The sequence below is a fragment of the Streptomyces sp. CNH189 genome, assembly GCF_000527195.1.
The window spans coordinates 125,620-138,171 of record NZ_AZUS01000022.1; the positions used below are offsets into that span (position 1 = coordinate 125,620).

Sequence of the window (12,552 nt, forward strand, 5' to 3'; positions counted from 1 at the left end):
GGTCAGAAGCCGTGCGGCATCCACGGCGCCGGGTCGCTGCCGAAGGCGAGGGCCGCCTCGGCCAGCGCACCGCCGCGCAGCTCACGCACCCGCCCGGCCGCGGCGAGCGCCGTGAGACTCACCCCGCCCAGATACGCGGCACCCAGCTCCCGCGCCGACAGCGCGAGGTCGGCCGCGTCCCGGGTGGGCTCGCAGGACGCCCCCTTGGCGTCCCCGCTCAGCCGCCAGCGCCCCGCGTTCCAGGGACAGAAGGCGTCCTCCACCTCCAGCACCACGTCCACCGGGGCCCCGTAGGTGCGCGCCGCCAGCGCCGCCCCGACCTCCACCGGCCGCACGTACAGCGCGTCCCGGCGGGCCGGACGGCAGCGCCGTATGTCCGACACCAGGTACTGCCAGCCCTCGTCCACCGGCCGCCCCCGCGCCACCAGCGACGACGTCAGGTCGAGGCCGAACAGGAAGCGCCACAGCGCCGCGCCCGCCGCCGGATCCAGCGCCTCCAGGGCACTGAGCACCACCTGACTGTCGGGACCGGCCGCACTCCAGGACGGCTTCACCCGGTACCGCGCGTACCCGACGGTCTCCCCGTCGCGCTCGGCGACCACGCACTGCAGCGGCGACGCACCGTCCCGGTCGCTCTCCGGGTCGAGCAGACCGACCCGCTCCCAGCCGGGCCGCCGCGCCAGCATCCCGGGACGGCCGGGCACCAGCCGGGCGTAGACCGCCTCGCAGGCGTCCAGCACCTCGGCGGGGCCGGCGTACCGCACCTGTACGTCATCCGTACCGTCCGGCACGGTCAGACCCACGCGCGCGGTGTCGATCTCCGCGTCCAGCTGGAAGGTGGCGGCTCCGTAGCCGAACCGGCCGTAGATCGCCGGCTCCGACGCGCAGAGCACCGCCAGCGGCTCGCCCCAGGAGCGGACGTCGTCCAGCTGCCGCCGCATCATCGACGTCAGTACCCCGCGCCGCCGGTGCGTGGCCGCCACGCTCACCATGGTGACGCCCGCGGCCGGTACCGAGGCCCCGCCGGGCACCGTCAGCCGGAACGAGAACGCGCCCGCGGTCCCCACGCACCGCTCACCGTCCCAGGCGGCCAGGAAGCGGTCGAACTCGGTGATGGACCGCCACATCTCGCGTTCCTCGTCCGACTCCGGCAGCCCCCCGAAGGCGCGCAGCAGGTTGTCGTACGCGGTGTCCCACTCGTCCGGCCGCAGGGCCCGGAGCTCGGGCGCGCGGCCCGTCGAATCGTTCGCCATGGGGGCATGCCTACCAGGGCCCCATGATCCGGGCGAGGCAATTTCCGCCGGGCGGCCCCGGGAAGGCCCCGCGTGAAGTTCACTGTGAGTTCCGTCCCCGTCCGGGGGGACAACCAGGACCTCCCGTGCCAAGTGGCCGGTTGGATGGATAGGGTCCCGAACTGATGGCAGCAGGACGACAGCGGCGCGCGGAAGCCGGTACGTTCACGGCCCGGTTGAACAAGCAGTGGCACCGGGTCCGCGTCGGCGTGCGCCGGGCCGCCGTGGACTACTTCCGCGGCGACGGCTCGGACTGGATCGCGCTCGCCGGGCTGTTGCTCACCGTTCCGCTGATCGCCGCCGGGACGCTCGCCAACTCCGTGTGGTGCTCGCCCGCCGCGCTGTGCGTCCCGGTCGTCGCGGGCGGCCTGCTGCTGCGCCCGGCCAGTCTGCTCGGGCTGTACGCGGCGGCGGCGACCGCGCTGATCGTGGAGGCCGTGCAACTCGGCCCGTACACCGAGGGAGTGGCCCGGGTCACCCCCGGCGTGGTCCTGGTCGTCGCTGCCTGCGGCTTCTTCGGGCTCCTCGTCGCCCAGTTCCGCAGCCGGGTCGGCGTGCCCTGGCGGCGCGGCGGCACCATGCTGTTCGACCTGCGCGAACGCATCCGGGTGCAGAGCAAGCTGCCGAAGCTGCCCTCCGGCTGGCACCGGGAGATGGCGCTGCGCCCGGCCGGCGGCCAGTCCTTCTCCGGTGACTTCGTGGTCGCGGCCCGCACCAACGGCGGGCGCACCCTGGAGGTCGTCCTCACCGACGTCTCCGGCAAAGGCATGGACGCCGGTTCGCGCGCCCTGCTGCTGTCCGGCGCCTTCGGCGGGCTGCTCGGCAGCCTGCCCCCGCACGACTTCCTCCCGGCCGCCAACGGCTACCTGCTCCGCCAGGACTGGGACGAGGGCTTCGCCACATCCATCCACCTGGTGCTGGACCTGGACTCCGGCGACTACGAGCTCTACTCCGCCGGACACCCGCCGGGCCTGCAGCTCAGCGCGGGCAGCGGCCGCTGGGAGGAGAAGGCCGCCGACGGCCCGCTGCTCGGTGTCTACGACGGCGCCCAGTTCGACCCGGTGAAGGGTGCGCTGCGCCCCGGTGACGTGCTGATGCTGTTCACGGACGGCCTGGTGGAGACCTCCGACCGGGACATGGTCGAGGGCATCGACCGGCTCACCGGCGAGGCCGACCGCTATGTCGCCGGCGGATTCCACGGCGCCGCCTGGCACCTGATCGAGGCCGTCGCCAAGGACGTCAACGACGACCGTGCGCTGCTGTTGATCTGCCGCGAGGGCCCCACCGCGGCCGCCGCCCGCTGAGCCCGGTCGGGCACACCGGTCGGGTGCGGACGGGCACAGCGCCCGCATGCCGCAGGGCACACTGGGCGCGTGAACCGGACACCGATCATGGACCTGACCGAGGTGGAGGCCACCGCCCGCGCCGCGCACGCCGGCCAGACCGACAAGGCGGGCCGCCCCTACGCCGAGCACCTGCAGGCGGTCGCCGAGGGCGTACGACGGCGCGGCGGCGACGAGGAGCAGATCGCGGCGGCCTGGCTGCACGACGCCGTGGAGGACGACAAGCTCAGCCGCGCGTGGCTGGAGGGTGCCGCGCTCACCCGGCGCACCAAGGACATCGTTGACGCCGTGACCAAGCGGTCCGGCGAGCCGCCCGAGGACTACGCGGCCCGCGTCCTGGCCACCCCGGGCGCGCTGCTGGTCAAGCGGGCGGACCTGGCGCACAACGCCGACCCGGCCCGCCTCGCGGTCCTCGACGAGGCCACCCGGACCCGGCTGACCGCCAAGTACACGCGGATGCGGGCCCTTCTGGGCCTGGCCGCGGGGATTTAGACGGAGACCTTCTCGCCCGGCGCCCGCACCTCGGCGGGCCGGTGCTGCTCACGCACCCGGGCCGCCTCGCCGGCGTCCCGCCGGAAGGCCCACGCCATGCGCGGCTCCACCACGCACCGCAGGGCCCGCTGCACCGGCCGGGTGCACAGCAGCGTCACGGCGGCGGCCGCGAGGAGGGTGAGCCCCAGGACGCCGAGCGGCTCGTGCAGCCACGGCCGGTCGTAGAAGTCCGTGTAGTTGCCCGCCCGCACCAGGAAGGCGTGCAGCAGGTAGCCGTAGATCGTGCCCGCGCCGAGGGCCGTGAACCACATGCGGCGGCGCGGCACCCAGGCGAGGAAGCAGACGGTCGTCAGCAGCGATCCGGCGAGCGTGCCGAACACCATGAGCGGACCGGCCCACCAGGGCGCGCCCAACTCCGCGGCGCCGTCGCTGTGGTACAGCCAGCCGAGCCGCATGTACGGCATCGTCCACCAGGCCACGGCCGTCGCCGTGAGGAACACCGGCAGGGACAGCAGGCGCACCGAGCGGCGCTTGACCATCCGGAAGTGCTCGGGCCGCAGCGTCAGGCCCAGCACGAAGAAGGGGAGGAACTGCAGCACCCGCTGCAGCTCCAGGTCGTCACCGATCTGCGGGGACACCGAGCCCAGCGCGGCGAGCACCAGCGAGACCGGCAGCGGGTGTCGGATCGCCTTCCAGACCGGCGTCGTCAGCCGCCACACGAACAGCGCGCACAGGAACCACAGGTGGTAGGTGGGGTCCAGCAGCGTGATGCCGTGCCCCGGCTCGTCGTTGCCGTAGCGCTGGAACAGGGAGTACGCGGTCTCGAAGACGACGAAGGGGACGACGACTCCGGTGACCAGCCGCTGGACGTGCCGGGGGCGCAGGTCGAAACCGCGCGAGAAGTAGCCGGAGATCAGGATGAACGCCGGCATGTGGAACAGGTAGACGACGCGGTAGGCGGTCTCCACCGCACCGTCGTCCAGGATCTGCCCCCAGGCGTGACCGACGGCCACCAGCACGATCGCCAGGTACTTGGCGTTGTCGAAGTAGGCGTCGCGCTGTCTGCCGCCCGGAGCGGGCCGGGTGCCCTCCTGGGGCGGGGTGCGCGGACTCGGCACCCCGTTCGCCGGCGCCTGTGCCGGGGGGAGCGGCGTCCTGCTGTTGCCGTACGGTCGCTGCGAGTTCGTCACTGACCCTCCCGGCGGGAACTCGGGGAGGCGATCGGGGAGCTCGCTGCGCTTGCGGGGGACGAGGCAGCGTGGAACATCTCAGGCACCCTAGCGTTGTCCTCGGGAATCCGTAAAACGCCCGACGTCATTCCTGGATATCCCGTTCGAGTACCCCGGATTCGCTGTAGCGCGCATGCCTTCCGGGTGAGGGACAACACAGGTGACCGTCCGCCGTGTTGACGCCCACAAGCTCCATCCTTGTCAGGATTCATCCCCATCATTCGGGTCATGGGGGCGGGCGGCGACTCCGGTGATATGTCCGCCTTCGCTGGGGTCTGCTCCTGTGGTACGTACGCCTGTCGGGGCGGGGTGCCGGCAATTCGAATTACCTGCGAACGCGTTGTGTGGAAGCGAGGGAGAAACCGCTGAATTCCCTGCGCGGGTCCTCCCTCGAATTGCCGTGCGAAACGCAGACGTTGGTTCCGGCGCGACCCGTACGGGGCTTCGCCGCCCTCGGGCTGCCGGCGACGGCGGCGGGCACCGCGGTGCGGACGATGTGTCAGCGGCCGCATAGGGCGGCCCTGTTGGTGGCACGATGGTTCTGGCGGGGTGCGCGGGGATGCGTCGCCCGGGCCGGCGAAGCCGAACCGACCAAGGGTGTGATCAGTTGTGGCCATTTCACTGTCAGTGGTGCTGCTGTTGGCGATCATCCTGGTGGTGTTGCTGAGAGGTGGCTCCATCAAGGCGGGACCGGCGATCGTCGCGGTCCTCTTCGGCTTCTTCCTCGCCTCGACGGGCATGGCGGACGACATCCAGCGGTTCCTGGACTCGATAGCCGACATGATCAACTCGATCAGCTTCTGACCCCGCCCGCCCCGCGGAAGCGATCCGCAGACGCCTCAGGGCCGGCCCACGGAGAGATCCGCGGACCGGCCCTGAGCCGTACAGAGCGGGCGACGGGAATCGAACCCGCGTAGCCAGTTTGGAAGACTGGGGCTCTACCATTGAGCTACGCCCGCACACTGCGCGCCGCGCGTCGGTGACCGCGGCACTGACAGGCATCGTAGCGGGTCGTGCGCCCTCGTCGCACACCCCGTGTCCGGCCGGTCGCCGGGCGCCGCACCGCGCCGGTAAAGGCGGCGGCCCTTTCTCCCGCGTGCATGTACCCTACGGATCGCACCAGACGGGGTGTGGCGCAGCTTGGTAGCGCGTCCGCTTTGGGAGCGGAAGGCCGTGGGTTCAAATCCCGCCACCCCGACCAGCCACCTGCTCACCTACCGGTGATCGCCTTTTGGGTGCCGCAGCCGCTGCCGTTACTATGCAAGCTGCACGCCCATGTGTCTCTGAAGTCCGCTGGGCGGCGAATCGGCCGGACCGCTCTGGTCCCGGCAGAACCCGAGAAGTCAGCCACAAGGAGACCGAACCGTGAAGAGCGCCGTGGAGACCCTGAACCCGACCCGGGTTCGGCTCACTGTCGAGGTGCCCTTCGAGGAGCTCAAGGACAGCCTCGACGCGGCGTACAAGAAGATCAACCAGCAGGTCACGGTGAAGGGCTTCCGTAAGGGCAAGGTCCCGGCCCGGGTCATCGACCAGCGCTTCGGCCGCGGTGCGGTGCTGGAGGAGGCCGTCAACGACGCCCTCCCGAAGTTCTACACCGACGCGGTGAACGAGGCGGACCTCAACCCGCTCGGCCAGCCCGAGGTCGACATCACGGAGCTGAAGGACGGCGAGACGCTGAACTTCACCGCCGAGGTCGACATCCGCCCCTCCATCGAGATCCCGGACTACTCCGGCATCGAGGTCGAGGTCGACGCGGTCGAGGTCACCGACGAGGACGTGGAGAAGTCGGTCGAGCAGCTCCGTGAGCGCTTCGCCTCCACCTCCCCGGTCGAGCGTGCCGCCGAGGACGGCGACGTCGTCACCATCGACCTGGAGGCCAAGGTCGACGGCGAGGTCCTCGAGGACGGCGTGGCCAGTGGTGTCTCCTACACCATCGGCTCCGGTGAGCTGCTGGACGGGATCGACGACGCCGTGAAGGGCCTGGAGACCGGTGGCGAGGCCACCTTCACCTCCGAGCTCAAGGGCGGCTCGGCGGCCGGCAAGGAGGCCGAGGTCACCGTCAAGGTCACCCAGGTCGCCGCGCGTGAGCTGCCCGAGCTGGACGACGAGTTCGCGCAGCTCGCCTCCGAGTTCGACACCCTCGAGGAGCTGAAGGCGGACAGCCGTAAGCGCCTGGAGAACATGAAGCAGTACGACCAGGCCACGCAGGCGCAGGAGCGCGTCCTGGACAAGCTGCTCGAGCTGGTCGAGGTCCCCGTCCCCGAGAAGCTGCTCGAGGACGAGATCAACACCCGCAAGCACAACCTCGAGCACCACCAGCTCGGCCAGATGGGCCTCGACCTCGCGAAGTACCTGGAGATCCAGGGCAAGACCGAGGAGGAGTTCGAGACCGAGACCCGCGAGGCCGCGGTCAAGGGCATCAAGACCCAGTTCGTCCTCGACGAGCTCGTGAAGCAGGAGAAGCTCAACGTCAACCAGGAGGAGCTCACCGAGCACCTCATGCGGCGTGCGGCCTCCTCCGGCATGTCCCCCGACCAGTTCGCGCAGGCCGTCGTCGAGCAGGGCCAGGTCCCGCTGCTCGTCGGTGAGGTCGCCCGCGGCAAGGCGCTGGCCGTCGTGGTCGAGAAGGCCACGGTCAAGGACACCAACGGCGAGATCGTCGACCTCGAGGACGAAGAGGACGAGACCGCCGAGGCCGAGACCTCCGAGGCCGCGGCCGACGAGAAGGCCGAGGAGAAGGCCGAGGAGAAGACCGAGGGCTGAGCCCCGGCAGCGGTGACCATGTGAGAAGGCCCCGGGGTGACCACCCCGGGGCCTTCTCGGCACCAGGGGGCCGGACGCCCTCAGGGGCACGGGGAACCGCGCGAGCAACCACGACGCACCCGCAGCCGGCCACCGGGACCCGCGGCCCCCACGGCGCGTCCGCACGCCCCACGGCGGGCCCTGCCCGCCCCGCCACGACTACGCCCCCGGCGAACACTCCCATCTCCGGGATTCCCCGAAGGGACCCGCGCGTTAGGGTCCATGAATACCAGGGCAGTGGAGTCTCCGATACGGCTCCCGCCCCCGCAGGGAACACGTGAGACGGCCCGGCGCCGTCGTAAGACGAGCAGGTGGATACGTGACGAATCTGATGCCTTCAGCCGCCGGCGAGCCTTCCATCGGTGGTGGCCTCGGCGACCAGGTCTACAACCGGCTGCTCGGCGAGCGGATCATCTTCCTCGGCCAGCCGGTCGACGACGACATCGCGAACAAGATCACCGCACAGCTGCTGCTCCTTGCCTCGGATCCCGACAAGGACATCTACCTCTACATCAACAGCCCCGGCGGTTCGATCACGGCCGGCATGGCGATCTACGACACCATGCAGTACATCAAGAACGACGTGGTGACGATCGCCATGGGTCTCGCGGCGTCCATGGGACAGTTCCTGCTCAGCGCGGGCACCCCCGGCAAGCGCTTCGCGCTGCCCAACGCCGAGATCCTGATCCACCAGCCCTCGGCGGGTCTCGCCGGTTCCGCGTCGGACATCAAGATCCACGCCGAGCGGCTGCTGCACACCAAGAAGCGCATGGCCGAGCTCACGAGCCAGCACACCGGCCAGACGGTCGAGCAGATCACCCGCGACTCGGACCGTGACCGCTGGTTCGACGCCTTCGAGGCCAAGGAGTACGGCCTCATCGACGACGTGATCGCCACGGCCGCCGGCATGCCGGGCGGCGGCGGCACCGGGGCCTGAGCAGCCCCACGGGGCTTCAGGAGCCCCGTAGGCCCCGCCCGGGCCCCCGTGGAGCCCTGGGCGGGCCCCAGCGCCCCAGCCGACCGCCTCAGCCCCTTTCAGGAGACACCGTGAACGCATTCCCCGGCAGCGGGATGTACGACCGTATGCAGGCCGCGCAGGACATGAGTGCCTCGCAGGGCCGTTACACCGGCCCGCAGGCCGAGTCCCGTTACGTCATTCCGCGCTTCGTCGAGCGCACCTCCCAGGGCATCCGCGAGTACGACCCGTACGCGAAGCTCTTCGAGGAGCGCGTGATCTTCCTCGGCGTGCAGATCGACGACGCCTCGGCCAACGACGTCATGGCGCAGCTGCTGTGCCTGGAGTCGATGGACCCCGACCGGGACATCTCGGTCTACATCAACAGCCCCGGCGGCTCCTTCACCGCGCTCACCGCGATCTACGACACCATGCAGTACGTGAAGCCCGACGTGCAGACGGTCTGCATGGGCCAGGCGGCCTCCGCCGCCGCGGTCCTGCTGGCCGCGGGCACGCCCGGCAAGCGCATGGCGCTGCCGAACGCCCGGGTACTGATCCACCAGCCCTACAGCGAGACCGGCCGCGGCCAGGTGTCCGACCTGGAGATCGCCGCCAACGAGATCCTCCGCATGCGTACGCAGCTGGAGGACATGCTGGCCAAGCACTCCACCCGTCCGATCGAGAAGATCCGTGAGGACATCGAGCGCGACAAGATCCTCACGGCCGAGGACGCGCTGGAGTACGGCCTGATCGACCAGATCATCACCACCCGGAAGATGGACAACTCCAGCCTGCGCTGATGCGGGGCTGGGGTGTAACGTCTGCCGCCCCTTGGCACGGTTTGGCACGGTCCACGTCAAAGTGAACCGTGCCAAGGGGGGCCCGAACGGGGGGCCAGGCAAGGTACCGTCGGACATAAGGCAGCACCAGGAGCCGTCGGACATGGATGTCCGGCGTCTCCCAGGCGAAGGGGAAGCACACCGTGGCACGCATCGGTGACGGCGGCGATCTGCTCAAGTGCTCGTTCTGCGGCAAGAGCCAGAAGCAGGTCAAGAAGCTCATCGCAGGGCCCGGTGTGTACATCTGCGACGAGTGCATCGATCTCTGCAACGAGATCATCGAGGAAGAGCTCGCCGAGACCAGCGAGGTCCGCTGGGAGGAGCTCCCCAAGCCCCGCGAGATCTACGAGTTCCTCGAGGGGTACGTCGTGGGCCAGGAGGCGGCCAAGAAGGCCCTCTCGGTCGCGGTGTACAACCACTACAAGCGCGTCCAGGCCGGCGAGAACGGCGGCGCCCAGGGCCGTGACGACGCCATCGAGCTGGCGAAGTCCAACATCCTGCTGCTGGGCCCCACGGGCTCCGGCAAGACCCTGCTGGCGCAGACCCTCGCCCGCATGCTGAACGTCCCCTTCGCGATCGCCGACGCCACGGCGCTCACCGAGGCCGGGTACGTCGGCGAGGACGTGGAGAACATCCTGCTCAAGCTGATCCAGGCGGCCGACTACGACGTCAAGAAGGCCGAGACCGGGATCATCTACATCGACGAGATCGACAAGGTCGCCCGAAAGAGCGAAAACCCGTCGATCACCCGGGACGTGAGCGGCGAGGGCGTGCAGCAGGCCCTGCTGAAGATCCTCGAGGGCACCACGGCCTCGGTCCCTCCGCAGGGCGGACGCAAGCACCCGCACCAGGAGTTCATCCAGATCGACACGACGAACGTGCTGTTCATCGTGGGCGGCGCCTTCGCCGGTCTGGAGAAGATCATCGAGGGCCGGGCGGGCGCCAAGGGCATCGGCTTCGGCGCGACGATCATCTCCAAGCAGGAGCGGGAGTCCAAGGACCAGTTCGAGGAGGTCATGCCGGAGGACCTGGTCAAGTTCGGCATGATCCCCGAGTTCATCGGCCGGCTCCCCGTCATCACCAGCGTGCACAACCTCGACCGCGAGGCCCTGCTGCAGATCCTGGTCGAGCCGCGTAACGCGCTGGTGAAGCAGTACCAGCGCCTGTTCGAACTCGACGGTGTGGAGCTGGACTTCGAGCGCGAGGCGCTGGAGGCCATCGCCGACCAGGCGATCCTGCGGCAGACCGGCGCCCGTGGCCTGCGCGCCATCATGGAGGAGGTCCTCCAGGGCGTGATGTACGAGGTCCCGTCCCGCAAGGACGTCGCCCGCGTGGTCATCACCGCCGACGTGGTGCTGTCCAACGTCAACCCGACGCTCATCCCGCGCGACTCGCGCGGCCGCGGCTCGGGCGAGCAGAAGACGGCGTAACCCTCGACACACACGGAAGGGGCGTCCGGCGCATCGCGCCGGACGCCCCTTCCGTGTGCCAAGGCCTACTTGGCGACCCGCACGTCCTTGCGCACGTCGGCGGCCATGCTCGCGGACTCGTCGAGCGAGTAGGTCTTGCCGGTGGCGGTCGGCTCGACCACGGCGACCGTGCTGTAGTCGGCCCACACGCACATGAAGGTCGTCTGCTCCTTCTTGGTGACCGGGTGCGTGGTCTCGGCCTCCTGGCACTTCATCACGGCGCCGTCCAGCCCGCCGGGGGACACCGACTTCGGCTCACCGACCAGGTTGACCTTCTCGCCGTCGGTGTTCTTGTGCATCTGCGTGAACATCACGTCGAGGGCCTTCTCCGGGTCCTCGACCTTGCCGTAGACGCCGAAGTAGGTGATGTTCTCCGCGGTCTGCAGCTTCGCCAGGTCCTCCGGGTCCTCGGGGTCCAGCTTCGTGAGGTCGGTGGTGGAGTAGACGGCGGCGACCGAGGTCGCGTCGCTCACCCCGGCCGTGGCCAGGTCCTTGGCGTCGCTGGTGCTCGCCTTCTCCTCCTGCGCCGGGCCCTGGCGGTCGTACTTGTCCGAGAGGACCGACGAGGGCGCGGACAGCTTGTGCGGGCCGTCGTCCTTCAGGCCGCCGCCGTCGCTGTCCCCGCCGAGGACGAAGTAGGCGCCCACACCGATGGCCGCCACGACCGCGACGGCGCCGACGATGATCGCGGCCTTCTTGCCGCCGCCTCCGCCGGACGCCGGGGGCTGGGGCGGCATGCCGTACTGCGGCTGCTGGCCGTAGGGCGGCTGCTGCGGCGGAACCCCGGGCTGTCCCGGCTGCTGCGGGTAGCCGTAGCCGGGCTGGCCGGGCGGGGGCGTCTGCTGGGGGTACCCGTAGCCGGGCTGGGGCGGGGTCTGCGGCGGCTGGCCGTACGGGCCCTGCTGGCCGTACGGACCGGGCTGCTGGGGCTGCCCGCCGTACGGGCCCGGCTGGTTGAAGCTCATGACTGGGTTCCCCCTCGTGTTCGCTGCTGCGGTGCGGTCAGGCCGTGACGCGGATCTGCTCGCGGAGCTTGGTGGTCAGGTCGACCGCGGTGTCCTTGTCGACGCCCGTGCCGGCGTTGTCACCGGGCGAGACCATGGCGACCGTGCTGTGGTCGGCCCAGGCGCAGAACCAGTCGGTCGACTGCTTCTTGGTGAGGGAGTTGGTGCTCTTCGTCGACTGGCACTTGGCGACCGTGCCGTCGATCTCGACCTCCTCGGGCTCGCCGACCAGCTCGGGCTTCTCCATCCCGCCCGAGTTCCCCGAGGAGCTCTTATCCACCTGCTCCTGGATGTTGGTGAAGAACTTGTCCAGCGTCTTCTCCGGGTCGGCGATCTCGCCGTAACCGCCCACCATGGTGACCCCCTTGGCGGTGAGCAGTTCCGACCGGTCGGGGAAGTCGCCGGCGGTGCTGGGATCGGCCGGGTCGTAGCTGCCGAAGTCGGCCGTCGACCACTGGCCGAGGATGGCGGTGCCGTTCTTGACGCCGCTCTTCTCCATGTCCTTCGCGGTGTCGGAGTCGCTCTCCTCGGAGCCCTTGCCGAACCGGTTGTAGTCGTCCAGCACCGTCTGCGGCGTGGTGAGCTTGTGCGGACCGTCGTCCTTCAGGCCGTCCGCGCCGCCGCCACCGCCTCCGCCGATGACGAAGTACGCGCCGACACCGATGGCCGCCACGACCGCGACGGCGCCGACCACGATGGCGGCCACCTTGCCGCCGCCCCCGCCGGAGGCCGGGGGCTGGGGCGGCGCGCCGTACGGCGGCTGCCCGTAGGGCGGCTGCTGGCCGTAGGGGGCCTGCTGCCCGTACTGCGGCTGCTGGCCGTAAGGGGGCTGCTGGGGCGGGACGCCGGGCTGTCCCGGCTGCTGCGGGTAGCCGTAGCCGGGCTGGGCCGGCGGGGGCGTCTGCTGGGGATATCCGTAACCAGGCTGGGGGACCTGCGGCTGCTGGCCGTACGGTCCCGGCTGCTGGCCGTACGGGCCGGGCTGCTGAGGCTGCCCGCCGTACGGACCCGGCTGGTTGTGGCTCATGACTGGGTTCCCCTCCAGACGCTTACGTGCTGCTGACATCCTGGCTCAGAGTCAACGACTCCAGACCGGCGGGGGTCGCACCGTTACAAAGGAAACGCGT

11 protein-coding genes and 2 tRNA genes are annotated in these 12,552 nt (G+C 70.3%); 8 read left to right on the plus strand and 5 right to left on the minus strand.

Annotation, left to right across the window (positions count from 1 at the left end; genetic code table 11):
- Positions 1 to 2: 2 nt before the first annotated feature.
- Positions 3 to 1,253, minus strand: coding sequence for a GNAT family N-acetyltransferase (locus B100_RS0126995; protein ID WP_024887524.1), 1,251 nt, complete (start codon positions 1,251 to 1,253; stop codon positions 3 to 5).
- A 164-nt stretch (positions 1,254 to 1,417) separates the two neighbouring features.
- On the opposite strand from B100_RS0126995, the gene B100_RS0127000 reads away from it, so the two are divergent.
- Positions 1,418 to 2,596 carry a PP2C family protein-serine/threonine phosphatase gene (locus B100_RS0127000; RefSeq protein ID WP_024887525.1) on the plus strand — a complete coding sequence of 393 codons (1,179 nt, stop codon included), beginning with the start codon at positions 1,418 to 1,420 and terminating at the stop codon, positions 2,594 to 2,596.
- Positions 2,597 to 2,683: 87 nt separating this feature from the next.
- Entirely contained in the window at positions 2,684 to 3,127 is a 444-nt protein-coding gene (locus tag B100_RS0127005) for an HD domain-containing protein (RefSeq protein ID WP_037723562.1), read from the plus strand.
- Here B100_RS0127005 and B100_RS0127010 read toward each other — a convergent pair.
- Complete coding sequence (locus B100_RS0127010) at positions 3,124 to 4,317, minus strand: acyltransferase family protein (RefSeq protein ID WP_051490067.1); 1,194 nt, start codon at positions 4,315 to 4,317, stop codon at positions 3,124 to 3,126. The two genes, B100_RS0127005 and B100_RS0127010, sit on opposite strands and share 4 nt — an antisense overlap.
- A gap of 648 nt (positions 4,318 to 4,965) precedes the next feature.
- Between B100_RS0127010 and B100_RS0127015 the strand changes: the two genes are divergently transcribed.
- On the plus strand, positions 4,966 to 5,160 hold the full coding sequence (locus B100_RS0127015) for a hypothetical protein (RefSeq protein WP_024887528.1): 195 nt from the start codon (positions 4,966 to 4,968) through the stop codon (positions 5,158 to 5,160).
- Between the two features lie 84 nt (positions 5,161 to 5,244).
- Here B100_RS0127015 and B100_RS0127020 read toward each other — a convergent pair.
- A tRNA-Gly gene (locus tag B100_RS0127020) sits at positions 5,245 to 5,315 on the minus strand.
- A gap of 165 nt (positions 5,316 to 5,480) precedes the next feature.
- Here B100_RS0127020 and B100_RS0127025 point away from each other — a divergent pair.
- The 5 genes from B100_RS0127025 to clpX all read left to right on the plus strand — a co-directional run bounded on the left by B100_RS0127025 (position 5,481) and on the right by clpX (position 10,382).
- Positions 5,481 to 5,557 (plus strand) — tRNA-Pro (locus B100_RS0127025).
- Between the two features lie 164 nt (positions 5,558 to 5,721).
- Complete coding sequence (gene tig / locus B100_RS0127030) at positions 5,722 to 7,119, plus strand: trigger factor (RefSeq protein ID WP_024887529.1); 1,398 nt, start codon at positions 5,722 to 5,724, stop codon at positions 7,117 to 7,119.
- A gap of 370 nt (positions 7,120 to 7,489) precedes the next feature.
- Positions 7,490 to 8,095 (plus strand): ATP-dependent Clp protease proteolytic subunit, encoded by a 606-nt coding sequence (locus B100_RS0127035; RefSeq protein WP_024887530.1) that lies wholly within the window; start codon positions 7,490 to 7,492, stop codon positions 8,093 to 8,095.
- 110 nt (positions 8,096 to 8,205) lie between these two features.
- Positions 8,206 to 8,913, plus strand: coding sequence for an ATP-dependent Clp protease proteolytic subunit (locus B100_RS0127040; protein WP_024887531.1), 708 nt, complete (start codon positions 8,206 to 8,208; stop codon positions 8,911 to 8,913).
- 182 nt (positions 8,914 to 9,095) lie between these two features.
- Positions 9,096 to 10,382 carry an ATP-dependent Clp protease ATP-binding subunit ClpX gene (gene clpX / locus B100_RS0127045; RefSeq protein ID WP_024887532.1) on the plus strand — a complete coding sequence of 429 codons (1,287 nt, stop codon included), beginning with the start codon at positions 9,096 to 9,098 and terminating at the stop codon, positions 10,380 to 10,382.
- A gap of 65 nt (positions 10,383 to 10,447) precedes the next feature.
- On the opposite strand, the gene B100_RS0127050 is transcribed toward clpX, so the two are convergent.
- Together B100_RS0127050 and B100_RS0127055 are read right to left on the minus strand one after the other, a co-directional pair.
- Positions 10,448 to 11,386: a hypothetical protein gene (locus B100_RS0127050; RefSeq protein ID WP_024887533.1), complete on the minus strand. Its 939-nt coding sequence runs from the start codon at positions 11,384 to 11,386 to the stop codon at positions 10,448 to 10,450.
- A gap of 37 nt (positions 11,387 to 11,423) precedes the next feature.
- Complete coding sequence (locus B100_RS0127055) at positions 11,424 to 12,452, minus strand: hypothetical protein (RefSeq protein WP_024887534.1); 1,029 nt, start codon at positions 12,450 to 12,452, stop codon at positions 11,424 to 11,426.
- Positions 12,453 to 12,552: the final 100 nt, after the last annotated feature.